Genomic DNA, 25,842 nt, shown 5'->3' with positions numbered 1-25,842 from the left:
AGCCTCTAACGAGTTCTTGCTAAGTGGGGCGTATTCTAGCAAAAATAAAAAATACGTCAAGCCTTTTTTGCATAATTATCAAAGATAATTATTTTAATAGGGGGATAAGGCGTTTTTCGAGGTTTTTTGCCAAAAAAACTCCCAATTGTGAGATGAATAAAAAAGACGCCACATAAAGGATAGAGGATAGGTGGCGTCTTCGTTTATAAGCACATTTCTAAGCACATACTTAAGCGTAGTAATTTTAAGACAGTGGCTGTTTAGTCTTTATTCAGCAACGTCTAGATCAGCCACCGCTTTTTCGATACGTGATAAGGCATCTTTTAGCGTCGCTTCATCAGTTGCGTAAGAGATGCGCATATAGCCACCAAGACCAAAGGCGTCACCAGGCACCACTGCAACGCCAACTTTCTCTAACAACCATGCTGAAAATTCAGTACATGATGACAGACCAGCGGCTTTGATGAGTGGTTTGATATCAGGATATACGTAGAAAGCGCCATCAGGACGCAGGCAGGTAATACCTTTAATCGCGTTCAAACCATCAACGACTAGATCACAACGCTTCTCAAATGCTTCTACCATCGGCGTGAGCACGCTTTGATCGCCACTGATAGCGGCTTCGGCAGCCACTTGGCTGATCGATGTTGGGCATGAGGTTGACTGTGATTGTACTTTTTTCATCGCCCCAATCAGCTTGGCAGGGCCACCAGCGTAACCAATACGCCAGCCAGTCATCGCATATGCTTTTGACACGCCATTTAAAGTAATTGCCCGCTCTTTTAGCTCAGGTGCGGCATTCAAAATATTGTAGAACTTATCGCCCGTCCAGCGGATGTGCTCATACATGTCATCTGACACAACATAAACTTGTGGGTGCTTTTTCAGTACTTCAGCGATGGCTTTTAGCTCATCCAACGTGTAAATCATACCAGTTGGGTTAGAGGGGCTGTTCAATACCAGCATTTTAGTTTTGTCAGTGATGGCGTCTTCTAATTGCTCAGCGGTGATTTTGAAATCTTGCTCAGCAGGGCATTTGACGATGACTGGCACACCTTCTGCAATGATGATCATGTCAGGATAGCTGACCCAGTAAGGTGCTGGAATGATGACTTCATCACCTGGATTGATAAAGGCTTGCGCAAGATTAAAAAATGATTGTTTACCACCGACCGATACTAGGATTTCATTGGGCTCATAGCTGATGTTGTTATCACGTTTGAACTTCTCAATGATGGCTTTTTTGAGCTCTGGCGTACCATCGACAGCGGTGTATTTGGTAAAACCGTCATTAATGGCATCGATTGCTGCTTTTTTGATGTGCTCTGGCGTATCAAAATCAGGTTCACCCGCACCCAGACCGATTATGTCTTTACCAGCTGCTTTTAACTCTTTGGCTTTATTGGTAATCGCTAGCGTAGGCGATGGCTTGATGTTGTTGACGCGGTCAGAGAGTTGCAATTCGCTCATGAGAGATCCTTTTTATAGTGGAGTGGGATTGGTGAAGCACTATCATTAATTGTATAACGTTTGAGATGTTATTAGGACACGATATCAGGCAGTTTCAAAAACTGTCGCAAGGGAAGTTGATTTTTGAAAATAAATAACCGTTAATAAAGACAAGCGCTTTTAACAAGTTGGATATTTTCATGATAAATACGCTGACTAATCAGCCCTTTAATGTAAAGCTATTTTTGATTTTTAGTATTGTAGCATGCCGTAATTAGGCTGTCTTATAAGGCTAGTAACATAAAACAACAGACCTAAGAGCAATTTTTCCAGTGCGCGAGAGTAGACAGGTTCAGTCAATTGAGAGACGCATTGATTGCGAAACCACAACAATAAATCGATAGCCTTGCGCTATGATTGTTTAGATTTAATAAATAAAATGGATGATACCTTAATAAGAAAAGGTTAATGCCATCAGCTGACTAAAGATGATAAGCAAGTATTTGATACCTGAATGCATGGGAAGTTTTGTACTATCAGCACAAATAAAAGGACGTTTACGATGACTGACTCTACTAAGAAATTACATATACTTATTACTGGCGCGACGTCTGGTATTGGCAATCAATTGGCAAAAGACTATCTACTAGACGGTCATCATGTCTATGCCGTTGGTCGAGACGATAGGGCATTGGCTGCGCTTGAGTCATTAGGCGCAGAAACGGTTGACTTAGATCTCATGGATCGGGATAAAGTTATCGATGCTTTTGAAAAAATTGAAGAGGTTGATTTGGCGATTTGTGGCGCTGGCATGTGCGAATATTTGGACATGCCAAACTTCGATAGCGCCTCGTTTATGAAAGTGATGTCGGTAAATATGGGTACGTTGTCACATGCTATCGAAGGGATATTGCCAAAGCTAATCGCCTCAAAAGGTCGCTTGGTGGGCATTGGTTCAGCATCTGCTTATGTGCCGTTTGCTCGTGCCGAAGCTTATGGCAGCTCAAAGGCTGCCATCCATTACCTAATGAAAACTTTGCAAATTAGCCTTGCACCGCATGATGTGTCGGTAAGCTTGGTCGTGCCTGGTTTTGTCGAGACGCCAATGACTAAGCAAAACGATTTTCCCATGCCGTTTATCCAAACAACAGCGCAGGCAAGCCAAGCTATTCGTGATGGTATCGCGAGTGGTCACGATGTGATCGAATTTCCCAAAAAGCTCACTTTACCGTTAAAGGTGTTGGGTACGCTGCCAGATTTGGTGTGGCAGCAAGTCAGTGAAAAAATTAATAAAAAATAGCTTATTATATTGAAAAATTGCAAAAAATAAATTACTAAAAATATGGAAAGGAACGCATCAATGCTGTTTAACCACCGTAAACGTAAGAACCTAGAGACAGTCTCTCATGAAGCCAGCAGCCTCTCAAAACAGACGACTAACCCTCAAGCTAAAAAACGTATTGCTATCATTGGTTCGGGTGTATCAGGATTGACTTGTGCTCATTATCTAGTGGCGCAACATGAAGTGACAGTGTTCGAGGCTAATGATTATATTGGTGGTCATGTAAATACCATCGATGTGGCGCTACAAGACGGCAAAAAAGCAAAGAGCAGCAATGTGGAAAAGAGTGCCATAGATACTGGCTTTATCGTCTTTAATGAGCGTACTTATCCCAATTTCTTTCGGCTACTGCATGAGCTACAAGTGCCGTTTCAATCGACTGATATGAGCTTTTCGGTAAAGAATACAGCGCGCCATTTTGAATACAATGGTCACACGCTCAATACTTTATTATCGCAGCGTAAGAATGTCTTCAATCCAAAGTTTTGGCAATTTATCAAAGATATTTTACAGTTCAATAAGCATATCAAGCAGCTACGCCAAGACTACGAAATGGCACGTACTAAAGGGCAAGATGTTAGTGTTTTTACTGAGCAAACACTGGGCAGCTATCTCACAGAAAAAAGTTATGGCAAGCTGTTTATAGATAACTATTTGCTGCCAATGGTTTCTGCCATTTGGTCAACCAGTCTGCATGAAGTGCAAGACTTCCCACTGGTGTTTTTTGCACAGTTCTTTGACAATCATGGCTTGCTTGATGTGGTTAATCGTCCGCAGTGGTTTACGATCAAAGGTGGCTCAAAACAGTACGTCAATAAGTTGATTCCACGCTTCATCAAAGCGGGCGGTGAGGTGAGAGTAAACAGTCCAGTCCAGTCTGTGGTTCGCGATGGTGAGCAAGTATTATTGACGGTTAAAAATAAAAGCATTACTGACAACAATATCGAAAGCTTAAACGAAAAATTGGTATTTGACGAAGTTATCTTTGCTTGTCATGCAGACACCGCACTCAAAATTTTAACAGACGCCAGTAAGTATGAAAATGAGGTGCTGAGTCATTTTCGCTTTACCAAAAATACCGCCGTACTGCATACCGATATCAGTGTCCTACCGAACAAGCCATTGGCGTGGGCCAGCTGGAATTACCTGATTGATGAGAATCTCGCAAATCAAAAAGCGCAAACATCAGCAAAACCAGTGCTGACTTATAACATGAATATTCTGCAACGCCTGACCAAAAAGCACAATTATTTGGTTACGCTGAATCCAGAAACCGTTCATGAAAATATTGACGATAAGCACGTCATCAAGCGCATCGATTATAGCCATCCTGTGTTTGATAAAGCGATGATTAAGGCGCAAAGCAGATGGTCGAGTATCTCTGGTAACGACATGCACACACATTTTTGCGGTGCCTATTGGTTTAATGGTTTTCATGAAGATGGCATACGTAGTGGTCTACGTGTTTGTCAGGCGCTCGGTCATGATATTGCGATAAAGGACGAGGTTGATCCGACTCATCTGCCTGATGCCGAGAGCGCACATACGCCGTTTCGTTATAAGGACCTGCCGGTAAAGGCAGATAGCAAATTGCGCACACTTAATAAGCGTGAGGTGGTCACGGCGCTCACCAATCAAGAGCTGATTGAGTACATTGAACGTTTACAACCGACTGTTAAAAATGATGAACCAAAGCGAAAGCGTCGCTTATTTGGTCGTCATAACGTGCAGTGATTTTGGTCGTGAGATCAACGAACATTATTGAAGAGAATGCTATGTCTATTGAAACCGACACGCCTAATAAGCTGTTACCCCATCAGTTGTTCCATGGGACGACTTGGCACAGTCGGTTACTGCCAAGTGTGCATAAATTTGCGTATCCATACCGTTATTGGGGCATCAATATCAGCGCATTGGCTAAAGGGCTGGAGCTTCCTGAAGTAAGTACAGATATTAGTAGTAAAAATAAGCTTTTAAACAAGTTGCTTTCAAAAGGGCGGCTGACCAAAGGATTGCCATTATTTTCAGCAAAGAAAAAAGCCTTGCAGCAGTTTTGTCCTGATGATTACTTACAAGGTCTACCTTTACAAGAGTCAAATAGCCTAAGTAATCTATCAATGAGTGATAAGCAAGATAATTGCCGTTCAAATTCTGTTCAGACACTTAATCATCGCTTAAACCAAGCGTTTACTGAGCAAACGGGTAGTGCGCCAACAGGCGATATTATTGGGATGCTCGTTTGCCGCAATGCGGGCATATATTTTAGTCCAGTCAATTTTTACTTAGGTTTCGATGAGCAGCAGATGCCCTCGCATTTATTGGCTGAAGTCTCTAATACACCATGGGATAAGCGCCATTATTATGGGTTTACACTCAATGGTGCGAATACTGAATTTTGTCATAATAAAGATTTTCATGTCTCACCTTTTAACCCGATCGATCAGCTATATCGTTGGCAGGTTAAGGTAAAAAAGCAGCCGGATAATTGCTTGCAAGTTCGTATAGCTATTGATATCAGCGATGAGCGCGGTGAGGTATTAAAAACGGGTATAAAAATGGTTGGCGTTCCAATGACCGCCACAACGATTCGCAACAGTTTGCGAAAAAATCCGCTAATGAATATGACCTCTGTAACCCGTATTTATTGGCATGCTTTCAAGCTTTATGCGATTAAAAAAGTGCCTTATATTCATTATGATGAAAAACTGGCCGATAGCCAACAAAACAAAGCACCGACTCCAAAAGATATTCTTTGATAGTTGAAGGGCTAACGATCAGCCAAAGAAAATTATCAGCTTAACGCTTAAGTATAGAGCATTTAAACAAGGATGAATATACGATGTCAGCACGACCAACCGACCGAGCACCCGTTTCAACATTAGGAAAATTGACCGCACAGATAAGTAAGGTCGTCAATGAGAGCGTCATTTTTCAGCCCGTCAGTACGGGAATGAATCAATTGGCAAGAAAACTCATCTTCCGCGCATTAGCGCATATCCAGTTTGGTAGCCTGACTATAGTCGAAGCATTCGATGAGCAAGCACCTAATACCGTTAGCTTCGGTAAAGTATCCGATAGTGTCGCGAGCAGTTCGGCAGTGGGTCGCCATTCACTACACGTCACCTTGATGATTCATGATCCTACTGTCTATCGGCAGCTGTTGCTTGGCGGCTCTATTGCGCTAGCAGACAGCTATATCAATGGTGAGTGGGATACGGACGATTTGACCGGGCTGATTCGGTTGGCAGCGCGTAACTTGGCGGTGTTGAATAAGTTAGAAAATCGCTTTGCAGGTGTGAGTAAGGCGTTTGAAAAAGCGAAGCATCGGCTACGCAGTAATGATCAGTCTGGGGCTAAGTCCAATATTTTAGCGCATTATGATTTGGGCAATGATATGTATCAGCGTTTTTTGGACGATACAATGATGTATTCAGCAGCAGTCTATCGTACGCCTGATGTATCACTGAGCGCAGCGCAGCAGCATAAACTGGCGCTCATTTGCCAGCGATTACAATTGACGCCTGATGATCATGTGATAGAAATTGGCACAGGGTGGGGTGGTTTTGCTATTTATGCCGCCACACATTATGGCTGTCACATAACGACGACGACCATCTCTGACGCCCAGTATGATGAGGCGCAGCGCCGAGTCGCTGCGGCAGGACTGTCTGATAAAATTACCCTGCTGAAGCAGGACTATCGTGAGCTGACAGGGCAGTACGACAAGCTAGTCAGTATCGAGATGATTGAAGCCGTTGGGCACGAGTATTTGCCGACGTTTTTTGTCAAATGTAATAGCTTGCTCAAACCCACAGGGCTGATGGTGCTGCAAGCGATTACTTTTAATGATCAACACTACCAAGATTATGTTAATTCAGTCGATTTTATTCAGACGCACATTTTCCCTGGTGGTTGTTTGCTCTCCAATCAAGAGCTAAATACACAGTTTACGGAACAAACCGATATGGTCATCAAGCAGCTACATGATTACGGTTTTGACTATGCTCATACCTTGCGCGACTGGCGTGCGGCGTTTATGGCACAGCGTGAAGAAATTAAGGGGCTTGGTTATGATGATGCCTTTATTCGCTTGTGGGATTTTTATTTTTGTTACTGTGAAGGTGGGTTTTTAGAGCGCACCATCGGCGTGGTACAGTTGACCGCAGTGAAGCCAGACAATATTGATGTGATGCATTTCTCTGATTTGTCTTCTCATGACACTCTCACCGATGAGCAAAGCAGCCGTCTGATTCACGATATTATGAATTCTAATGAAAGCGGTAATGCCAACAGTGATGGCCAAGACGCCTCCAAACGAAACATAGCGTCTTAACAAGTTACGTTTCAACAGGTAGTGTCTTAACAAGCACTGACTTAACAAGCGATGATGGAAATAAGCTGGGATTAAAAAACGCTAATTAAAAGGATGTGGTTATGGGTTATGTATTTATATATCTGGCTGCTGTGCTTATATTTTTGGGTATTGACGCAGTTTGGCTCAAGACCATGACGGGCTTATTTTACGAAAAGCGTATCGGGCATCTGCTTGCCGATGAGCCAAACATGATTGCTGCTGGCGTGTTCTATATGTTTTATCTACTGGCTCTCTGTGTCTTGATTTTATATCCACAAATCAAAGCAGGCGCTTCGATTGGTCATATATTCTTGCTTGGTGGCTTGATAGGGCTGATGGCTTACGGTACTTATGACTTTACCAGTTTAGTGTTGTACAAAGGCTTTACACTGGATACAGCGTTGGTTGATTTTGCTTGGGGCGGTATCTTGACAGGTTCAGTGAGCGCCATTGTTGCTTGGCTTGCTTATCGTTTTCATTGGTTGAGCTAAAGTTAAATAGCTTAAGGTTTACATAACCTAGACCATTCAATGACAGAGTGCTGTTTGTGCTCTCTTGTGAGCTGCTGTATAAATGATACTTACTATCAACACGCCCTAAATCATTCAAGGATTTTTATGCCGCAATACAATACCAGCTCTACTGCCAAAAAAGCCCCATTAAATCATGAGCTATATATGTCGATACTTATGACGCCTGATATGGCGAATTTTATTGGCAATGTGCATGGTGGTGATTTGCTTAAGATGCTAGATCAAGTCGCTTACGCTTGCGCCAGTCGCTATAGCGGCAATTATGTGGTGACGCTGTCTGTTGACCAAGTGATGTTCCGTGAGCCTATATATGTTGGCGAATTGGTTACCTTTGCGGCAAGTGTTAATTATGTGGGAAATACTTCAATGGAGGTCGGCATTCGCGTCGAAGCAGAAGACGTTCGAGCCCGTACTGTACGCCATACCAACAGCTGCTATTTTACGATGGTCGCTATCGATGATAATGGCAAGCCCACACCTGCGCCGCCACTTGATATCAAAAATCCCATGCAGCAATGCCGCGCTGATGCAGCACTAGAGCGTAAAAACCTGCGTCTGGAAAGCTCACATCGACCCAGTTGTGATATCGGGGATATGGTTGGTGAGCTGGCTAATTCTCATGATCGTTAAGATGAATAGACCCTGTATAGTCAGTTAAAATGCTTTCAATATACGGTCTATTGATCTGGTTAAATATATACATATCTGCGTTCAAAAAGCCTATATCGAGATTATTATGAGCTTAAAACCATCGGAAGCCGAGTCACCTCCTGCTATTTCTCATCAGCCAGCGCCGCATAATAGTCGTGCTCGGGGTGCTGGCACGCTCATTACAGACACCACTTCTGATGGTAATTCTCACTCTGTATTAGACGGTTCTGCTAAGTCGACAACCAATAAAGACAAGCAACATTCCGCTTCATTGGTGACGGTATTAATTGCTGTTGGAGCCAACCTTATCATTGCGATTGCCAAAACGGTTGCAGCATTTATGACGGGTTCTGCTTCTATGATCGCAGAGTCAGCGCATTCGTGGGCAGATGCAGGTAACGGTACTTTATTAATTGTCGCCGAGAAAAAGGCGATCAAACCTGCTGATGAAAGCCATCCCCTCGGCTATGGCAAAGAAGCTTATGTCTGGTCGATGATAGCCGCTTTTGGTGTCTTTATGGCAGGTTCGATTGTCTCCATTTATACCGGTATCACCGAGTGGAATGCTGCGGAAAGCGAGACTAACTATACCATCGGTTTTATTGTATTGGCGATTGCGTTTGTGCTCGAAGGGTTTTCGTTAGGACAAGCTTACTTACAAAGCAAAAAGCATGGTGAAGCGATAAATGTCAGCGCCATTGGCTATGTGGTCGATACGTCAAACCCAACTTTACGTGGTGTATTCTTTGAAGACTTGGCAGCTGTCATTGGCTTGGTTGTCGCTGCTGCTGCCATGGGTATGCATGCTTATACGGGACAGCCGTTTTGGGATGCGCTCGGCTCTATCATTGTCGGAATATTATTAGGTGCGGTAGCCATTTTTTTAATTAGCCGTAACCGTGACTTTTTGGTCGGTTATAAAGTATCAGAGAGGATACATGGCTATGCATTGACCGAGTTACTCAATCATCCAGATATCGATAGTGTGTCGTACTTACATTTGGAGTGGGTGGGACCCAAAAAGATATTTATGGTGGCAGCAGTCGATATCGCTGGCAATCAAAAAGAAAAAGAGATTGCCCAAAAATTCGAAATTATTGAAAGTCAGTTCCGTGCCAATCCTTTATTTCAGGAAGCTATCCTGACATTATCTGTACCCAATGCTGAAACTTTGAGCTTACCCAATAGTTATAATCAAGATGCCTGATAAAGAGAAACTAACATGAAACTAAGTCTTCAGTCTGCTATAGAGAGCTCTGTTGGGCGTTCACTCATGGTTCGCTCATTAAGTATGACAGTTATCACTATTAGCGCAGTAGCCAGTCTGACTCAAGCACAGGCTGAGCTGGTAATTCATAGTGAGCCTGCTCAACAGCAGACAGTAAGTATCAATAGAATAAGTGCGAATAGCGCTTCTATTAACAATACCGCTTTTATGAATAATAATATCTCCCCAACAGATACGTCTATTGTGAAGCTGATGGAAGTGATGCATATTGATGAGCAAATAGAATCTATCGTTAACGGGCAACAAGCGGCTATCGATGCTATCAATGTACAAACGCAAAATCGTACTGAGTCAGTAGGTGATGGTAACTTAAATAAACGCCAACAGGCGCTACAAGAGCAGATTCAAAAAGTGCTAGGTCAATATGCCAAGATAATGACCAATGGTATAGGCAATGCTACTGACAAGCAGACGTTGACGCAAGCATATATTAACGCAGCAAAAACTTACTATACGCAAGCGGAAGTTGATGCTCAAATTGATTTTTATGATACGGTAATGGGTCAAAGTATCTTGTCGAAACAGCCACAGATTACAGCGGCATTTCTAAAGCAATCTTTGCCTGAGGATACCAGTGAGACAGAGGCGCAGCTGGGTGAGCTTTTACCGCAGATGCAACAAATAATCCAAGGTGTTTTTTAACTAATAACTGACAATTTAGCTACTTTAAAGCCCGTTTCTGAGCGCGAATCTTAAAGTTATTACACATAAATTAGTACGCACAAAAAAGGTCACTATAAAAGTGACCTTTTTTGCTGATATAGACTGTCTTATTGATATACCTGTTTTATTGGTATAACTGGTTTGAGTACAAAGATATTATTTCTTTGGTGCGTTGGCACCGATGAACCATGCATCTTTATCGACCGTACGGCTTATTTCCGTTAATAAGTCAGCGGTATCTTCATCACCTGCATCACCAGCAGCATCAATCCCTTCACGCAATGATGCCGCAATGGTCTTATAACGATTGGTAAGCTCACGAACATGCTGATCAACGTCAGTGATATCAGTAGGGTAAGTCTCTAAGATAGAGTCCTCAACGACGCGTTTAGAGATACCATTGGCTTTACCGCCAAGGATAACAATACGCTCAGCGACCGTATCATAAGCTTCAGTCAAGCGACCATAAGTATCATCTAATAACTGATGAACACCGATAAAGCCAGTACCTTGCAAATTCCAATGACATTGCTTACTGTCCATACTCAAATCAATGAGATTCGCTAGATTAGCGTTCAATAAGTCGATCATTTTCTTTGCGGTTGCATCATCTATTCCACTTGCGTAACGTTCTCTCATGTTCTACTCCGTTATGTGTATTATTTTAATGAAAATCTCATTTGTTGTTATTGGTATCTTACTAATGAACTACTTGTTGATTCGTTATAAATAATAGCAGCTTAAATGAAGATTGAAAGCCTCAAGCGTTAGGCTTTATTAGGTGGTCGTGTAATGAGTTTGTTAATCATGAAAAGCTTTGTAAATTTAGCGGATGCTGTGTGCGTTTTTTATAACGAAGGTACTATTTATTCGTTATAAATAGGGCGTGTGACGTCATATCTAGATGCTAATATCGTAAGAGAAGATGACAAGATAAAACCCTTAATTACCTTTAAAAATCCTAGCTTAGACCCCACATTGTTATAAACCTTCAGAAGAAGAAAGCCATTATGCGAATGCCTGAACCGCGCTCGTCGCGTCAGTTAAACCAATTGGCCACTCAGCTACAGGGCGAAGCTGAAATTAGTGGTGTCAATGCGTCTGGTACGCAAATATCCAGTCGCGCCTTTGAGATGATTACCGAATTTGAGCCAGCAGGCGATCAACCGCAAGCAATTAAAAAGCTCGTTAATGGTATTAATTCTGGTATGGATGAGCAGTTATTATTGGGTGTGACGGGTTCTGGGAAGACCTATACCATGGCAAAGGTCATCTCTGAGACCCAGCGTCCAACCATTATCATGGCGCATAATAAGACCCTTGCCGCACAGTTATATGGCGAATTTAAATCATTCTTTCCCAATAATGCGGTTGAATATTTTGTCAGTTATTACGACTACTATCAGCCGGAAGCGTATGTCGCAGCGAGCGATACCTTTATCGAAAAAGACAGTGCCATCAACGATCATATCGATCAGATGCGTCTGTCAGCCACGCGCGCTTTACTAGAGCGCCGTGATGCCATCATTGTGGCGTCAGTATCTTGCATCTATGGTTTGGGTGATCCAGAAAGTTATCTAAAAATGCTGCTGCACGTCGTCGTTGGGGACAAAATCGATCGTACTGCTACCATTAAACGCCTCGTTGAAATGCAATATACGCGCAATGAGCTAGACTTTGGACGCGGTACGTATCGGCTGCGTGGCGAGCTGTTAGATATTTATCCTGCTGAGTCTGAGCAGCTGGCGGTACGTGTGCACTTATTTGACAATGAAGTGGAGAAAATCACGTGGTTTGATCCATTAACAGGTAAGACGGTACGTAGCGTGCCACGTATTACTATCTATCCAAAATCGCATTATGTGACGCCGCGTAATAAACTGGAAGCTGCCAGTCATACCATTCGTGCTGAGCTAGAGCCGCGTCTGGAGTATTTCCGTGAAAACAATAAACTGATTGAAGCACAGCGTCTGAAAGAGCGTACTCAGTATGACCTTGAGATGATTCAACAGCTCGGTTACTGTAACGGTATCGAAAACTACTCGCAGCATCTGTCTGGTCGTCCATCAGGGGAAGCACCGCCGACTTTGTTTGATTATATTCCAGAGGATGCGTTGTTATTCCTTGATGAGTCGCACGTCACCGTTTCGCAAATCGGTGCAATGTATAAAGGCGATAGATCGCGTAAAGAAAATTTGGTCAATTATGGCTTTCGTCTGCCAAGCGCGATGAACAACCGTCCGATGAAGTTTGAAGAGTGGGAGCGTATCAAGCCTAAGACTATTTATGTGAGTGCCACACCAGCATTATATGAGCTTGAGCATAGTGAGCAAGTCGTTGAGCAAGTCGTCCGTCCAACGGGTTTGATTGATCCTGAGATTGAGATTCGTCCTGTATTGACGCAAGTTGATGATGTGTTATCAGAGATTACTAAGCGCCGAGAAAAAGATGAGCGCGTACTGATTACCACTTTGACCAAGCGTATGTCAGAGGATTTGACCAGTTATCTAAAAGAATACGACGTCAAAGTTGCTTATCTGCATTCGGACATCGATACCGTTGAGCGTATGCAGATCATTCATGAGTTGCGGACTGGCGTGCATGATGTATTGGTCGGTATTAACCTATTGCGTGAAGGGCTAGACATGCCAGAAGTGTCATTGGTCGCGATATTTGATGCCGATAAAGAGGGATTCTTGCGTTCTGAGCGTGCTTTGATTCAGACCATTGGTCGTGCTGCGCGTCACATCAATGGTAAGGCTATCCTTTATGCTGATCGCATTACCAACAGTATGCAAAAGGCGATAGACGAGACCGACCGTCGCCGCGAAAAACAAGTAGCATTTAACCTTGAGCACAACATCACCCCAAAAGGCGCGCGTCGCAGTATCACCGATAAAATCGATACGGGTGACGATCAGAATGCCAATGACAATCAAGTGATTCCTATCAAGAGTAATTTGCCTGATGTGGATATTAGTATCTTACGCAGTCCTGATTTACTGGCGAAAGAAATCAACCGTCTTGAGAAACTGATGAAGCAAATGTCGCGTGACTTGAAGTTTGAAGATGCAGCAAAAACGCGTGATAAAGTGCTCGAATTAAAGGCGCACTTAATCTAATAGGTTATTTGAACTGCCGTTAATATCAGTTTGTATCTAACAAAAAGGTGAGTTGCTAATGGCGCAGCTCACCTTTTTTATGGTCTTCTTATCAGCAAAACAACCTCGCTTTTGTTCGAGATTATTAATAACTAATAATTGGTAATATCAAAACTTGTGTTTATACCAAATGCCCCTTAATATGATATCAATGAGCAATATGAACTTATAACAACGGACGTTAAGGCACATAATCCATCATGCAAAATAATAAATTCTTAGAATTAAATGCGAATGAAAACTCACTAGGTATGGCAGATTCTGCCAAACAAGCCATTATAGAGTCTTTAGGTGAGGGCTTTCGTTATCCAGATAATCCACGCGCGGCGCTCATCAGCAAAATTGCCACCATCCATGGTGTGGCAGAAAACCAAATCTCCTTAGGCAATGGCTCGACTGAAAATATTCGAGCTACCTTACAAATGTTGCAAAACAAAGCATTGAAAGAGGGTAAGCAGTTTCAAATGGTGATTCCTGTGCCAACGTTTGATTGTGCAGAGATGTATGCAAATTCCATTGGCGTGCCTGTGGTCAAGATACCACTAACCGCTGAAAACTATGATTATGATTATGATTATGATTTTGATGAGCTACAAAAAGCCGCTGACGATTTTGATGGCATCAGCCTACTTTATATTTGCAATCCGAACAATCCAACGGGCATCATTACATCAACGTCAAAGCTTAAGACTTGGGTAAGTAATGCACCAGATAACCATTACTTCTTGCTAGATCAAGCTTACTTGGAGTATGTGTCAGATCCAAGCTTTGAGAGCGGTATTGAGTGGGTGAAACAAGGGTTATCCGACAATCTTATTGTTATCCATACTTTCTCAAAGCTATGTGCCTTAGCAGGTATGCGAGTGGGCTACGCAGTTTCTAACCCGCAAGCTATTGAGAGTGTCGAAGCTTTTATGTCTATGGACAACACCAACTTGTCAGGTGCGGTTGCTGCTATTGCGACGTTAAATGATGCCAAGTTTTTAGCGCTAAGTTTGCGCAATACCAATCAGTCGCGCCAGATGATTGAGGCAGTATTGGACGATCTTGGATTGCGTTATTTACCCTCACAGACCAATTTTATTTTTCATGAAATAAAAGGTGATTTAAAAGCTTATATCGATAGAATGCGTGACCATGGCATCAAGGTTGGTCGCGAGTTTCCACCTGTTACAGGTTTCAACCGTCTAACACTTGGCACGCCTGATGAGATGGCAGCATTTATTAAAGTATTAAAGCTGTTCCGTGAAAAAGGCTGGGTCTAAGTAGTACATTAGAAAACTGCTAATTTGAAATATCGATAAACTAACAAGACTAGGACGTGTCCTCAATTCAATCGATTACTTGCTAAATGGGCTAAAAATGGCTAAATTTTGCCAAAAATCGTCAAATAGCTTCTTAATATCTTGCTATTATATGCGCTACTTTCCTTGTTTAACGGCAATTTACCTCATGTTTATCACCATTTTTGAAATGAGGACATGCCCTAGTATTAGCAAAAATGCTAAGAGTTTTACAAAGTGAGTTGCCTATAGGGTGGCTCTCTTTTATTTAACGGATACTATCAATAAATGAGCATCTTACTCATAACAGCTGCTAACGAGTTTCATCGCTCAGAGCGCTTGTAATCAGGGTAAATGCCACTTACCATAACCATTATTATCCGAATGCATCTTACCATCCATATATAAACCCTACTAAATAATCAGAGTAGCAAAAAAGACGAGCGCAAGTGCTACGTCCGCTGGCTGAGCGAGTTTGACATTGTTCATCGCATATTTGGTATGGGTATCAATTAGGCGTATTACTATTGTGCTTACCAATCCATTAATAGAATTAAACTCTAACGAAAACTCACTGGGTATGGTAGACTCTGCCAAAAAAGCGGTTATCGATGCTTTAGATATCGGCTTTCGTTATCCAGATGACCAGCGTGCAGCCTTAATCACTAAAGTTGCGAAAATTAATGACGTGACTGAAAATCAAATATCTCTAGGCAGTGGCTCCAGTGAGAATATCCGCACGGTCGTACAAATGCTGCAAAACAAAGCGTTAAGAGAAGGCAGAAATTTTCAAGTAATTGTGCCGCACCCAACCTTTGCTTATGCGGAACTATATGCAACCTCTATCAATGTGCCCGTGGTAAAAGTAGCATTGATGCCTGAAAGCTATTCTTTTGATTTACAAAATATGCAAAAAGTGGCTAATGATTTTGATGGTATAAGCTTATTTTATCTCTGCAACCCCAACAATCCTACAGCGACGATTACTGACACAGATGAGTTAAAATCGTGGGTAGGAACGGCACCAGACCATCATTTTTTCTTGCTAGATGAAGCCTATTCAGAATACGTCACTGACCCAAGTTTTGAGAGTGGGATTGCGTGGATAAGAGAGCAGCGCTCAGACAATATTATCGTGGTTCGGACTTTCTCCAAACTGTGTGCGCTAGCAGGTATGCGTGTCGGCTATGCCGTTGCCAGTCCGCAAATGATCACTGAGCTAGAGGCGTTTATCTCAGTGGATAACACCAATCTGTCTGGTGCTGTCGCCGCGATAGCAACTTTGAATGATGAGGCGTTTTTGGCGTTGAGTTTGCATACTGCCAATCAATCGCGTCAGCTGGTTGAGCAGACGTTGGATGAGCTTGGACTACGCTACTTACCATCACAAGCCAGCTTTATATTCCACGAAATCAAAGGCGATGTACAAACCTATATCGATAGAATGTGCGACCATGGCATCGCTGTTGGTCGCGAGTTTTCGCCTGTCACTGGCTTTAATCGTTTGACGCTTGGCAGACCTGATGAGATGGCAGCGTTTGTTGAGGTGTTGAAATCGTTTCGTGAGAAAGGCTGGGTATGATTAAGCCAGATAGAGTAGTTCCATCATTAAAAAAGGGGACACGCCCTAGTGCACAGCTTCCCTTTTTTATTGCAATAGGATAAAGGAGCTACAGCTAACATTCTATTTTTACCAACATCAAACGCAGTTTTACATATCCTGTCTTAAAAAATATCACGTCATCTTATAGTATTGATTCATAAAGCACGAACGAACAAGCAGCAGATTACATGCTGGACAGTGGCTGTAAAATCAGTCGTGCTAACGTATATTATAATTTTAAGGTCAGGAATATATCCATGTTTGATATCAAATCATTTTTTAAGAGAGAAGTAGAAAAAAAACTCATCAACGTAGATGATTATATTTTTATGCCTGAGCGAGTAGAGATGGAGCTGGAGGGCGGAGTATTAAACTGTGTACTCAACAGTGATGGTCGAGTCGATATTTTTTATAGTAAGCAAGGCGTGACAGAGGTCGGCTCGGCATCGCGTAAGCATCCCTTTACGGCATTCGAAACTGAACTATATCATGGCGTTTATGATGACGTTATTAATGATTTGATCAAAGAAGTAGATAAGATTATTGATAGCTCTTCTAAGTATTTTAGCCGCAGTAAAATACTGCCTTTTACAGCAGCTTTGTCACAGAATCCAGTTGACAAAAACAAGTTCTAAGCCAAGTTAATAAGATAAGTGATGGTACAAAGACTTAGCAATAAAAAGGGTGCGTTATTTATAACGCACCCTTTTTATGGTTTTATTTTAATGTCTTAAAACTTGAATGTTGTACAACTATATCTACTGTACATCAGTAGATATATCATATTTTATTTCATAAAACTGGTATAGCAACTTTGTAGAGATTTTGCGACGACTTTCGTGACCAGCTGTGTGCGATATTGCGAATCGATAGCAGCATTACCCAATTCAACGAGCGTCACTTGTTGCGGCGCTTGCTCACTGACGCAGCCACAAACATTACTTTTTACAGCTTCTTGTTGTGTGTCGGTCATAGCCACGCTAGCCACACGCCAAGCAGTTTGCTTTTCAATCTGACTGCGGCATTGGTTATCAATCGCTGATTTAAAGACATTCATACCAATCTCATTGGCAGTACCGATAGCAGTACCTGCATTATTATTCATGCCATCAGTCGTTGTGCATCCAGATAGAGCGAGGGTAGCGAGCATAGCCGTTGATATTAAGATTTTTTTCATGGGTCTGATCCTTTAAGATTTTTATTGGTTTGAAGGTTTATGCTTAATAGAAACTGGCATTTGGTACGAGTTGATGTTTGCTAATTGAAATGTATTTTCTCCCAGCAGGTCGTATATTATCAGCAAAATTAGTGCATGACATCATTAACCACTACTAGCACAGAATTAAGCCATTTTGTATCAAAGCTTGACGTTATCAATCCAGCCGCGCATAAGGGTAATAATATGCATAGGCTTTATAACCAATATAGCCGATAATCATCAATAAACCACCGACGATAAATAACCAAGTGGTGAGGTGTTCCCACGAACAAGCATCAAAATAGTCATTGAACGCCGCAGAAATACTGGCGATGAAAAGAATGAGGCAACCCAATAGCAATATCAGTGTTGAGGTTAGCTCATAACTATCTACGCTAAAGTGCAGCATACAAGAATCCATGAATAAAATTTATCTTACTTTAACGATTTTAATCAATAAGGCAGGTGAATTGTTCATGAAGTATTGCTATATTTGGTGGTGGTTTTTGCCATTTTCCACTGTTGATGCTATGCATCGAGATATCATGAAACATACATGGACAGGAATATTTATTTCATCAAAATAGGTTTCCTAAATTCAATTAGAGATTCAATGAATAAAAAGCTATCAATACCCTGTCTTTTAATTGCTTTGATACCCAGCCTGTTTTTTATAAGAAGTGTATATGTGATGTCTGATTATCACGTACAGCAGTGTCATTGGAAAGGCTCTACATCAAAAGTCATGGGAGATGGATTTAGTTTTGATAACGATGTTCGGCTCGAAGATGGCGTCATTCTCATAAAGAACAAACCAGCGGCAAAAATAATGGTTAGAAAGTATCGTCCTTATGCAGATAACCTTATTATAATTAGTGATATAGAGTATTTTGAGTTAGAGATGTATTATGAAAAAGGCTGTTATTAAATTGAAAAATTAAACCCATATATGCGTAGCTCAGCACAAAAAAACCAGCTAAGGCAATGGCTCTTAGCTGGTTTTATTTTATAAAGTTGATGTCAGTTTTTTAACTGTTTTAGACATTCTTACCGTGTTGCTTTTGCTGAATGTCTTTTGCGAGCTTGTAGCACTCATTGATGTGGTCATTGGCGATTTTTTTGAAAATCATATAGCCCATTGTAGCAGCAACCATTTGACCCCCTAATGGGATAAATTTCGTTACTTGCTTGGCAGCGATACGACCACCGAAGCCTTGTACGGTCTTTTTAACAATACCACGTGTCGCCATCAACCCTGCAAAATCGACAGTACGATCTTTTAATGCGCCCCAATGAATGGCTCGTGATTCTAAATCAACTGCCGCCTTACGGTCTTCAAGTAAGCCAAATCGCTCGCTAATGTCAGGTAATAGTTGAGTAAGCATACCTGCGTCTACTGCGACATCAAAAAATGGTACAGGAACGATGGCAACACCAGCAGAATATTTGGCACGTTTTTTGACCAACTTTTGACATTCCTTTTTTACTTGTTCGAGATCCAAGCTAGGGTCAATAGTATTTGGTAGTTTTTCAGCCAGTGGTGTGGTTTTCATAAAGCATCCTTATAAATGGTTAAAATAAAAAATCAAACAAAAAATCTTAATAGATAGCAAGTATCTCAGTTGTTTACCATTTTATGGATTTCTGAGCGGCATACAATCATTGCTTTGTAGCAAAATGCAGAAAAATGCAGTCGCTATACACCGTTTTTGTAAATGAAATATTATGCATATTATATGCACAGAGTATGAATTATTTGCTCTATGCTAGTATTAAACTATGGCTTATCACAATGTGCTGCAACAAAAAAAGATAAACCAATCCGCCAAAAATTGTCATTGTGACCCTCTGCTAAAGCCAGTAGAATATGCACATGCTAAATTTAACCCCCCGTTATACCAGTACTCGCATCGACGAGTTGCCCGCTGCGCTGCAACCACTTGCCGCCCAATCATTGACGCTTGCCCGCTTGTACGCAGGTCGCGGCATTACTCAGCCTGATGAGCTAGAGACGCAACTCTCTGCGCTATTGCCAGCCGAAATGCTGCATGGTGTTACCGAAGCAGTGCGTCTATTAGACGTCGCCATTGATGACGGTCAGCGTATCCTTATCGTGGGTGATTTTGACTGTGATGGTGCGACCAGCACCGCATTAATGATGCGCGCGCTCACAAAAATGGGTGCAGTCGTTGACTTTCTAGTGCCCGACCGTTTTAAGTACGGCTATGGTTTGACACCAGAAATTGTCGAATTGGGTATTGAGAAGTATCATCCTGAGGTGATAGTGACCGTCGATAACGGTATCTCAAGCCATGAAGGCGTGGCACGTGCGCAAGCCGATGGCATCACCGTGATTATTACTGATCATCATTTGACGACTAAAGAAACACCGCCTGCGGAGGCTGTGGTTAATCCCAATCAGCTCGATTGTCACTTTAGTAGTAAAGCGCTCGTAGGGGTGGGCGTGGCATTTTATGTGCTTGGACGCTTGGCCAAGCTGCGCCGCGAAGCTGGTAAATCTACCGTGCAAGTGAGTCAATATTTGGATTTGGTGGCATTAGGGACGATTGCTGACGTTGGGGTGCTTGATAAAAACAATCGCATTTTAGTGCATCATGGACTGGCGGCTATCCGCCAAGGGCGCTGCTCGCTTGGTATCTTGGCACTCCTTGAACAAGCAGGGCGAGATCCTAAGCAGTTGCAGGCACAGGATTTTGGGTTTGTCTTAGGACCTCGTATCAATGCCGCTGGTCGTATGGACAATATGCGCATCGGTATTGAGTGTTTGTTGACGGATGACTGGAGTACGGCGCAGCGTTTGGCGCAAGAGCTTGAGCAGTTAAACCGGACGCGTCGGCAGGTAGAAGGCGAGATGCGCGCGCAAGCGGATAGCATCGTACAGACATTAGCCGCTGCGGATACAGACATGGACGATGAGGCTACGGCGGATAACCGTGAAAGCGGGGATATTATTGTTCAAAATAGATCTGAGAAAAAGACGAATAATAATCATAAACGCAGTATCGTTTTATACCAAGATGATTGGCATCAAGGCGTCATCGGCATCGTCGCTGGACGGTTAAAAGAAAGTCATTATTTGCCAAGTATCGTCTTTGCGCCCGCGGATACAGAGCGTACCGCTGAAGATGACCCTATCAAAGGCTCGGCGCGTTCTATCGCTGGCGTTCACATTCGTGATGCGATTGAACAGGTTGCCGAGCGCTATCCTGATTTAATCAGTCATTTTGGTGGTCATGCGATGGCAGCAGGCTTAACGATCAAACGCCGTAACTTTGATGGGTTTGTTATGGCTTTTAATGACGTCATGGCACAGATGGATAATGAAGTGTTTGCTGAGCAAAAATTCACTGATGGCGCGTTGCAGGCGAGTGACTTTAGCTTGTGGTTTGCTGAACACCTAGCTGATGCTAATATTTGGGGTCATGGCTTTGCACCGCCAATATTTGACGGGGTCTTTGAAGTGTTAAGCTTTAAGATATTAAAAGACAAACACCTTAAACTGTCGCTGCGTTACCCTGATGTGCAATATCCGATTGAAGCAATTTATTTTAACTTTGATAGCGAGATATGGGATTATCGTGCGGAAAAAGTGCATGTATTATTTCAGCTAGACATCAACGAGTGGAACGGCAAACAAAGTCTACAGTTGATGATAAGGGATTTAGCAGTCGTACAGGAATGATGGCATTATCTTATTATAAGATACTCAACCAGTATCAAATATAGCGTCGACTTTGTTTAAGGTTGACGCTTTTTTAGTATTTCCATTCGATGGTTGGAAACTGCCAGTCATAACGAATGGCGAGCATGCGTAAGGTAAAAATCGTACCCATAGTAGCGATGTCAGCAATCCAAGCTGTCACACCCAGATTGTGTAGGGCGAAATAGAGGATGCCGCCAGCCAAGGCTGCCGAAATATAAATCTCTTGCTGCAACACCAGCGGAATCTCATTGCAGATCATATCGCGGATAATACCGCCGACAATAATGGTAATCACCCCAAGTAATAATGCCACGGGCACATTTGCACCCATACTATCGGCAACCTTGATACCGATTAAGGTAAAAACTGACAGTCCAATAGTATCTGAGAGTTTGAGGAATTTATTAACGCGTTTAGAGTTGGGGTGAAAGAATATTTGCATCACTAATGAAGAGATGGTAATAACAGTCAGGTAGCTCATATCCACCATCCAAAATAATGGATGGCGATCTAAAATGACATCACGCACAGTACCGCCACCAATAGCGGTGACAATAGACACCAGTAAACAACCAAAAACATCGAAATTTTTGTGTTTTGCCAGTATCGTGCCTGAAATACTACAAGCGATAATACCAATCATATCAAAAAGATAAATGAGAGAGCGTGGGTCAAACGTAGTGATTAGTGCTGAAGGGTTCAATGCGATAGCCAGCATGAGCAAGTCTCACTAAGTTTGTATGATGATTGTCTGATTATTTTTAGCCCATTTAGAAAGTAAACGATTGAATTGAGGACACGCCCTAGTGTTTAAACCATATATATCGGTCTTATTTCACCAAACGTATAGAAGGCAGGTGCCAATCAAAACGCAATGCTAGCATCCGTACAGCAAAGATAACGCCCAGCATAATAAATTCATTCAATCCAGCATTAACACCCAAACGATCAAGCAGCAGATAAGTGATCGAACCTACAATACTAGCAGAGATATAAATCTCGCGTTGAAGTAACAGTGGTATCTCATTACAGATGATATCGCGTAGCAGACCACCAATAATAGCCGTCCAAACCCCCATCATAATAGCGATAATAGCTGACATATCTTGTGTCAATGCTATCTTAAAACCAATCACGCTAAAAGCCGCTAACCCAATGGCATCGAACAGCTTCAATGCCTTATCAATCTTATGATACAGATGAAAGAATATTTGTAAAATAAGCGATGTCACTGTGATGACGATCACATAATTGAGGTCAGTCATCCAAAAGAGCGGATGACGGTCTAGCGCCATATCACGTAGTGTACCGCCGCCGATAGCATTGACCATCGCAACCAAGATACAGCCAGCAATATCAAAGCCTTTGTGCTGTGCCAGCAGTGTACCTGCGATCGCACAAGCAATCACACCAACCATATCTAATAAATATAATAAAATATCAGGAAAAATTAAATCATTAACCATGATTATATTACCAATATAATGGCCATCAAAATAGATTGGCTGGGCTGGTTTTGAAGGTGTTTATATCAATAATTTAAATAGAGTTAACCTAATTTTAGGTAGTAGTTTAGCCATCTTTTGCAAATAGAATAAGCCCAACGATAATCAGAGCAATACCTATTAAGCCCATCGCTGATGGCAGGGTATTATTGAGCAATAGCATACCGCCAATTAAGGCAAATATCACTTCACTTGCCTGAGTGGCATCAACCCCAGCCACTTCGCTTGAAGTTTCCGCTTTTTCACGGGCATATAAAAAGATACTGGTTGCCGCCACACCTGCCAATAAAGCCACAAGTAAGGTATTGAATACCTGTTTAGTATCAGGCAAATCCGGATGAACGACAAGACCCAAAACCAACCAAAATGGCAGACTGCCCAAGGTCATTAACCATACTTTGTTAAAGGCATTTTGTAGGAGGGTAGTTTTGATAGCAGGTATACGTGCGATTAAAGTTTGCAGCAAAGAGCTCGGCAAGGTTTGAGTGGGGTGGTTAAGGTTTAAGGAATCGACCGCGTCCGCCGTATAAGTCATATCAGCTGACAATGCAGGTGCTTCTGTAATAAGTGAGGTGGTTTTTTTACTAATCTCGTTGGCTTGGATATCACTTTTTTGAGTGCTAGTAGGCTCGGCACTACGCTTGCGAGCGTTGTAAGATACCTGCCAAACCAACTGATTACCAATGGGATAGCTAAAGGCGGCTATTAGGGCAGGCACGGCACCATAAAGCAGCATATCTTTCATAGGCACTGCATCAGCATCTAGCAAAGAAGCAGCATGCAGCCCTTCACTAATATTGACCAGTACCACGCCAGCAAATACTAATAACGCATATGCAATGAATTTTTTATCAAAACGTTGTCCGAATGCTAGCAAAACGAGTAGGCTTGCAACCACGGTAAACATAAAAGTCGCGGCGACTACCCAGCCTGCGACATGATCAGCCGCGTAGCATATTCCTGTATAAAAAATTCCAAAACCTATACTGCCCGTAATACACCAAAAGCCCCAATGTTGACGGAATATAGTCATCAGCTCCGTAATACGCCCAAAACCATGCTGCATAATTATAATAGCCGTGAGTATTAGCCACATAAATGCATAGCGAAGGCTAGCTGACCAAAACCAATGCCCACCAGCCGCACTCATAACTTCGTTTAACACAAACGTCGAGCTAAAAAATGCTCCCGATAATAAGCCCAATAAAATGAGTTTGACCATACCTATATTCCTATCCTTGGGTCGCTATTTATGTTGAATATCCGTTTAGATGATTGGACTATTATTTGCCTTTAGCATCTGCCCAGATGATTTTATGCAGTTGCAATTGGAAGCGTACGGGCAGCGCGTCAGCCAACATCCATTCTGCAAGTTCGCGCGCCAACACAGGTACATCGGGGCTGACTTCGTCGTCGATATCCTCTGCGACATTAAACATCGGAGAGAACCAAACCGTTCCGACCAAATCGTTTAGCTCATGCTCGATCAACATGGCTTTCGCCCAGTCGTAATCTTCACGATTCATGATGACAAATTTAATTTGGTCATGCTGAGTGAGGTGAGTGAGGTTTGACCATAGGTTTTTATCGACTTCACCTGAGCTTGGCGTTTTGAGATCCATGACTTTACTGACTGCTGTTGGCACGTTTGCTACCGTGAGCGCGCCTGCGGTTTCAAGCGAGATTTCATAACCGTCGCTCAGTAAGCGCTTCATTAGTTCAATGGCGTTCGGCTGAGCTAAAGGCTCGCCGCCAGTCAGACAAATACGCTTGCAAGGATAGCTTTTGATGGTCTCTATAATGGTTTCTAGCGACTGCCGCTCGCCGCCAGTAAAGGCGTATTCAGTATCGCAATAGACACAGCGAAGTGGACAGCCGGTCAAGCGTACAAATATCGTTGGCAAGCCTGAGGTCAGCGCTTCACCTTGCAAAGAATAAAAAATTTCTGTCAAACGTAGACCGGCTTCAGGATCAGTGACAGGAATGGCGGCGGTGCGTAATAGTGATTCACTCATAATATGTCAAATACAGTTAAAGATTGCTAATGGGATGAGGCATTTATCAATCGTAATAAAAAGGCAGGTTCTGGTATGGGCGTTTTGCGTTTGGATAAAGCCAAACCAAAAAAAGGGATTATAACGCACCACCCTCTATTAAGCTGCAAAAAAGACGCTGAAGTTTTCTTCAGCGTCTTTAATAAAGAGGATCTGTCGCTGTCCGTACGGTTTGGGTACGAGACTCTAAGTATTAAAAATACTAAGCTAAACGCAATAGCTCATTGACTGATGTTTTAGCGCGGGTTTGTGCATCGACTTTTTTGACGATGATAGCAGCATATAAGCTATACGTACCATCTTCTGATGGCAAGCTACCCGGTACGACAACAGAGCCTGCTGGTACACGGCCACGATGAATCTCACCCGTTTCGCGATCATAAATGCGCGTTGATTGACCAATAAATACACCCATCGAGATAACAGCACCTTCTTCGACGATTACGCCTTCAACGATTTCAGAACGTGCACCGATGAAGCAGTTGTCCTCAATGATTGTTGGATTCGCTTGCAATGGCTCTAATACGCCGCCGATACCAACGCCACCTGATAAATGGACGTTTTTACCAATTTGGGCACATGAACCCACGGTCGCCCACGTATCTACCATCGCGCCTTGATCGACATACGCGCCGATGTTGACATACGATGGCATCAATACCGCACCTGCTGCGATGAACGAGCCTTTACGAGCAACAGCGGGTGGTACAACACGTACGCCTGATTCTTTGAACTGTGCTTCGGTCCAGTTGGCAAACTTAGTCGGCACTTTGTCATAGAATTGCACATGTTCGCCCGCTGCCTGAACATAGTTGTCGTTTAAGCGAAAAGAGAGCAAAACGGCTTTTTTTGCCCACTGGTTCACGACCCATTCGCCATCCTTTTTTTCTGCAACGCGCAATGTGCCGTTATCTAATTGCTCAAGTACTTGATTAATAGCATCACGCACGTCCTGTGGCATCGTGCTTGGGCTGTATTCGTTGCGTTTTTCAAAGGCTTGTTCGATGGTTTGTTGTAATGACATAAAGGTTCCT

Annotated in this window: 24 protein-coding genes; 14 read left to right on the top strand and 10 right to left on the bottom strand. The window is 42.6% G+C overall.

Going from position 1 to position 25,842, the window contains the following annotated elements:
• Nucleotides 1-267: 267 nt before the first annotated feature.
• Complete coding sequence (locus ACT3S4_RS01150; RefSeq protein ID WP_201560119.1) at nt 268-1,470, bottom strand: pyridoxal phosphate-dependent aminotransferase; 1,203 nt, start codon at nt 1,468-1,470, stop codon at nt 268-270.
• 541 nt (nt 1,471-2,011) lie between these two features.
• On the opposite strand from ACT3S4_RS01150, the gene ACT3S4_RS01145 reads away from it, so the two are divergent.
• The 8 genes from ACT3S4_RS01145 to ACT3S4_RS01110 all read left to right on the top strand — a co-directional run bounded on the left by ACT3S4_RS01145 (nt 2,012) and on the right by ACT3S4_RS01110 (nt 10,259).
• Nucleotides 2,012-2,749: an SDR family NAD(P)-dependent oxidoreductase gene (locus ACT3S4_RS01145; protein WP_444760236.1), complete on the top strand. Its 738-nt coding sequence runs from the start codon at nt 2,012-2,014 to the stop codon at nt 2,747-2,749.
• 60 nt (nt 2,750-2,809) lie between these two features.
• Nucleotides 2,810-4,525, top strand: coding sequence for an NAD(P)/FAD-dependent oxidoreductase (locus ACT3S4_RS01140; protein WP_444760235.1), 1,716 nt, complete (start codon nt 2,810-2,812; stop codon nt 4,523-4,525).
• 41 nt (nt 4,526-4,566) lie between these two features.
• Nucleotides 4,567-5,547 carry a DUF1365 domain-containing protein gene (locus ACT3S4_RS01135; RefSeq protein WP_444760234.1) on the top strand — a complete coding sequence of 327 codons (981 nt, stop codon included), beginning with the start codon at nt 4,567-4,569 and terminating at the stop codon, nt 5,545-5,547.
• 83 nt (nt 5,548-5,630) lie between these two features.
• Nucleotides 5,631-7,124: a class I SAM-dependent methyltransferase gene (locus tag ACT3S4_RS01130; protein ID WP_444760233.1), complete on the top strand. Its 1,494-nt coding sequence runs from the start codon at nt 5,631-5,633 to the stop codon at nt 7,122-7,124.
• A 101-nt stretch (nt 7,125-7,225) separates the two neighbouring features.
• Nucleotides 7,226-7,636 carry a DUF2177 family protein gene (locus ACT3S4_RS01125; RefSeq protein ID WP_444760232.1) on the top strand — a complete coding sequence of 137 codons (411 nt, stop codon included), beginning with the start codon at nt 7,226-7,228 and terminating at the stop codon, nt 7,634-7,636.
• Between the two features lie 126 nt (nt 7,637-7,762).
• Nucleotides 7,763-8,308, top strand: a complete 546-nt coding sequence (locus tag ACT3S4_RS01120) for an acyl-CoA thioesterase (RefSeq protein WP_055123836.1) — start codon at nt 7,763-7,765, stop codon at nt 8,306-8,308.
• A 106-nt stretch (nt 8,309-8,414) separates the two neighbouring features.
• Nucleotides 8,415-9,536 (top strand): cation diffusion facilitator family transporter, encoded by a 1,122-nt coding sequence (locus ACT3S4_RS01115; protein WP_444760231.1) that lies wholly within the window; start codon nt 8,415-8,417, stop codon nt 9,534-9,536.
• Nucleotides 9,537-9,551: 15 nt separating this feature from the next.
• Complete coding sequence (locus tag ACT3S4_RS01110) at nt 9,552-10,259, top strand: DUF2059 domain-containing protein (RefSeq protein WP_444760230.1); 708 nt, start codon at nt 9,552-9,554, stop codon at nt 10,257-10,259.
• Between the two features lie 177 nt (nt 10,260-10,436).
• Here ACT3S4_RS01110 and dps read toward each other — a convergent pair whose 3' ends face one another.
• Entirely contained in the window at nt 10,437-10,919 is a 483-nt protein-coding gene (dps, locus tag ACT3S4_RS01105; protein ID WP_045445281.1) for a DNA starvation/stationary phase protection protein Dps, read from the bottom strand.
• A 371-nt stretch (nt 10,920-11,290) separates the two neighbouring features.
• Here dps and uvrB point away from each other — a divergent pair, with 371 nt between their 5' ends.
• The 4 genes from uvrB (at nt 11,291) to ACT3S4_RS01085 (ending at nt 16,962) form a co-directional block, all read left to right on the top strand.
• Nucleotides 11,291-13,402 carry an excinuclease ABC subunit UvrB gene (uvrB, locus tag ACT3S4_RS01100; protein WP_444760229.1) on the top strand — a complete coding sequence of 704 codons (2,112 nt, stop codon included), beginning with the start codon at nt 11,291-11,293 and terminating at the stop codon, nt 13,400-13,402.
• A gap of 239 nt (nt 13,403-13,641) precedes the next feature.
• Nucleotides 13,642-14,706 carry a pyridoxal phosphate-dependent aminotransferase gene (locus ACT3S4_RS01095; RefSeq protein WP_444760228.1) on the top strand — a complete coding sequence of 355 codons (1,065 nt, stop codon included), beginning with the start codon at nt 13,642-13,644 and terminating at the stop codon, nt 14,704-14,706.
• A gap of 547 nt (nt 14,707-15,253) precedes the next feature.
• Nucleotides 15,254-16,306, top strand: coding sequence for a pyridoxal phosphate-dependent aminotransferase (locus ACT3S4_RS01090; RefSeq protein ID WP_444760227.1), 1,053 nt, complete (start codon nt 15,254-15,256; stop codon nt 16,304-16,306).
• 278 nt (nt 16,307-16,584) lie between these two features.
• Entirely contained in the window at nt 16,585-16,962 is a 378-nt protein-coding gene (locus ACT3S4_RS01085) for a hypothetical protein (protein ID WP_087815765.1), read from the top strand.
• 152 nt (nt 16,963-17,114) lie between these two features.
• Here the strand turns inward: ACT3S4_RS01085 and ACT3S4_RS01080 are convergent, their stop codons facing one another.
• Both ACT3S4_RS01080 and ACT3S4_RS01075 read right to left on the bottom strand, forming a co-directional pair.
• Nucleotides 17,115-17,504, bottom strand: a complete 390-nt coding sequence (locus tag ACT3S4_RS01080; protein WP_201539954.1) for a hypothetical protein — start codon at nt 17,502-17,504, stop codon at nt 17,115-17,117.
• A 196-nt stretch (nt 17,505-17,700) separates the two neighbouring features.
• Nucleotides 17,701-17,934 (bottom strand): hypothetical protein, encoded by a 234-nt coding sequence (locus ACT3S4_RS01075; protein WP_201560108.1) that lies wholly within the window; start codon nt 17,932-17,934, stop codon nt 17,701-17,703.
• A gap of 204 nt (nt 17,935-18,138) precedes the next feature.
• On the opposite strand from ACT3S4_RS01075, the gene ACT3S4_RS01070 reads away from it, so the two are divergent.
• On the top strand, nt 18,139-18,453 hold the full coding sequence (locus tag ACT3S4_RS01070) for a hypothetical protein (protein ID WP_201560107.1): 315 nt from the start codon (nt 18,139-18,141) through the stop codon (nt 18,451-18,453).
• Nucleotides 18,454-18,562: 109 nt separating this feature from the next.
• Here ACT3S4_RS01070 and ACT3S4_RS01065 read toward each other — a convergent pair whose 3' ends face one another.
• The gene (locus ACT3S4_RS01065) at nt 18,563-19,078 is read right to left on the bottom strand and encodes a hypothetical protein (RefSeq protein ID WP_055123847.1); all 516 of its coding nucleotides are present in this window, start codon (nt 19,076-19,078) and stop codon (nt 18,563-18,565) included.
• Nucleotides 19,079-19,398: 320 nt separating this feature from the next.
• Between ACT3S4_RS01065 and recJ the strand changes: the two genes are divergently transcribed.
• A complete protein-coding gene (gene recJ, locus ACT3S4_RS01060) occupies nt 19,399-21,228 on the top strand; it encodes a single-stranded-DNA-specific exonuclease RecJ (RefSeq protein WP_444760226.1) in 1,830 nt (609 codons plus the stop codon).
• A gap of 73 nt (nt 21,229-21,301) precedes the next feature.
• Here recJ and ACT3S4_RS01055 read toward each other — a convergent pair whose 3' ends face one another.
• From ACT3S4_RS01055 to dapD, 5 genes are all read right to left on the bottom strand, one after another.
• Complete coding sequence (locus ACT3S4_RS01055) at nt 21,302-21,967, bottom strand: trimeric intracellular cation channel family protein (protein ID WP_087815759.1); 666 nt, start codon at nt 21,965-21,967, stop codon at nt 21,302-21,304.
• Between the two features lie 112 nt (nt 21,968-22,079).
• On the bottom strand, nt 22,080-22,715 hold the full coding sequence (locus ACT3S4_RS01050; protein ID WP_201539950.1) for a trimeric intracellular cation channel family protein: 636 nt from the start codon (nt 22,713-22,715) through the stop codon (nt 22,080-22,082).
• A gap of 106 nt (nt 22,716-22,821) precedes the next feature.
• Nucleotides 22,822-23,976 (bottom strand): multidrug resistance efflux transporter family protein, encoded by a 1,155-nt coding sequence (locus ACT3S4_RS01045; RefSeq protein ID WP_444760225.1) that lies wholly within the window; start codon nt 23,974-23,976, stop codon nt 22,822-22,824.
• A 61-nt stretch (nt 23,977-24,037) separates the two neighbouring features.
• On the bottom strand, nt 24,038-24,769 hold the full coding sequence (gene queE, locus ACT3S4_RS01040) for a 7-carboxy-7-deazaguanine synthase QueE (protein ID WP_444760224.1): 732 nt from the start codon (nt 24,767-24,769) through the stop codon (nt 24,038-24,040).
• A 241-nt stretch (nt 24,770-25,010) separates the two neighbouring features.
• The gene (gene dapD, locus ACT3S4_RS01035) at nt 25,011-25,832 is read right to left on the bottom strand and encodes a 2,3,4,5-tetrahydropyridine-2,6-dicarboxylate N-succinyltransferase (protein WP_444760223.1); all 822 of its coding nucleotides are present in this window, start codon (nt 25,830-25,832) and stop codon (nt 25,011-25,013) included.
• Nucleotides 25,833-25,842: the final 10 nt, after the last annotated feature.

The organism is Psychrobacter sp. AOP30-A2-5, from assembly GCF_052378115.1.
Lineage (GTDB): Bacteria > Pseudomonadota > Gammaproteobacteria > Pseudomonadales > Moraxellaceae > Psychrobacter.
Note: the sequence above shows the minus strand (reverse complement) of the source record. Positions and strands in the feature narration are given on the sequence as shown.

Excerpts from the sequence above, each read along its gene's own strand:
- ACT3S4_RS01150 (WP_201560119.1), bottom strand. The coding sequence starts at position 1,470 with ATGAGCGAATTGCAACTCTCTGACCGCGTCAACAACATCAAGCCATCG.
- ACT3S4_RS01145 (WP_444760236.1), top strand. The coding sequence starts at position 2,012 with ATGACTGACTCTACTAAGAAATTACATATACTTATTACTGGCGCGACG.
- ACT3S4_RS01140 (WP_444760235.1), top strand. The coding sequence starts at position 2,810 with ATGCTGTTTAACCACCGTAAACGTAAGAACCTAGAGACAGTCTCTCAT.
- ACT3S4_RS01135 (WP_444760234.1), top strand. The coding sequence starts at position 4,567 with ATGTCTATTGAAACCGACACGCCTAATAAGCTGTTACCCCATCAGTTG.
- ACT3S4_RS01130 (WP_444760233.1), top strand. The coding sequence starts at position 5,631 with ATGTCAGCACGACCAACCGACCGAGCACCCGTTTCAACATTAGGAAAA.
- ACT3S4_RS01125 (WP_444760232.1), top strand. The coding sequence starts at position 7,226 with ATGGGTTATGTATTTATATATCTGGCTGCTGTGCTTATATTTTTGGGT.
- ACT3S4_RS01120 (WP_055123836.1), top strand. The coding sequence starts at position 7,763 with ATGCCGCAATACAATACCAGCTCTACTGCCAAAAAAGCCCCATTAAAT.
- ACT3S4_RS01115 (WP_444760231.1), top strand. The coding sequence starts at position 8,415 with ATGAGCTTAAAACCATCGGAAGCCGAGTCACCTCCTGCTATTTCTCAT.
- ACT3S4_RS01110 (WP_444760230.1), top strand. The coding sequence starts at position 9,552 with ATGAAACTAAGTCTTCAGTCTGCTATAGAGAGCTCTGTTGGGCGTTCA.
- dps (WP_045445281.1), bottom strand. The coding sequence starts at position 10,919 with ATGAGAGAACGTTACGCAAGTGGAATAGATGATGCAACCGCAAAGAAA.
- uvrB (WP_444760229.1), top strand. The coding sequence starts at position 11,291 with ATGCGAATGCCTGAACCGCGCTCGTCGCGTCAGTTAAACCAATTGGCC.
- ACT3S4_RS01095 (WP_444760228.1), top strand. The coding sequence starts at position 13,642 with ATGCAAAATAATAAATTCTTAGAATTAAATGCGAATGAAAACTCACTA.
- ACT3S4_RS01085 (WP_087815765.1), top strand. The coding sequence starts at position 16,585 with ATGTTTGATATCAAATCATTTTTTAAGAGAGAAGTAGAAAAAAAACTC.
- ACT3S4_RS01080 (WP_201539954.1), bottom strand. The coding sequence starts at position 17,504 with ATGAAAAAAATCTTAATATCAACGGCTATGCTCGCTACCCTCGCTCTA.
- ACT3S4_RS01075 (WP_201560108.1), bottom strand. The coding sequence starts at position 17,934 with ATGCTGCACTTTAGCGTAGATAGTTATGAGCTAACCTCAACACTGATA.
- ACT3S4_RS01070 (WP_201560107.1), top strand. The coding sequence starts at position 18,139 with ATGAATAAAAAGCTATCAATACCCTGTCTTTTAATTGCTTTGATACCC.
- ACT3S4_RS01065 (WP_055123847.1), bottom strand. The coding sequence starts at position 19,078 with ATGAAAACCACACCACTGGCTGAAAAACTACCAAATACTATTGACCCT.
- recJ (WP_444760226.1), top strand. The coding sequence starts at position 19,399 with ATGCTAAATTTAACCCCCCGTTATACCAGTACTCGCATCGACGAGTTG.
- ACT3S4_RS01055 (WP_087815759.1), bottom strand. The coding sequence starts at position 21,967 with ATGCTGGCTATCGCATTGAACCCTTCAGCACTAATCACTACGTTTGAC.
- ACT3S4_RS01050 (WP_201539950.1), bottom strand. The coding sequence starts at position 22,715 with ATGGTTAATGATTTAATTTTTCCTGATATTTTATTATATTTATTAGAT.
- ACT3S4_RS01045 (WP_444760225.1), bottom strand. The coding sequence starts at position 23,976 with ATGGTCAAACTCATTTTATTGGGCTTATTATCGGGAGCATTTTTTAGC.
- queE (WP_444760224.1), bottom strand. The coding sequence starts at position 24,769 with ATGAGTGAATCACTATTACGCACCGCCGCCATTCCTGTCACTGATCCT.
- dapD (WP_444760223.1), bottom strand. The coding sequence starts at position 25,832 with ATGTCATTACAACAAACCATCGAACAAGCCTTTGAAAAACGCAACGAA.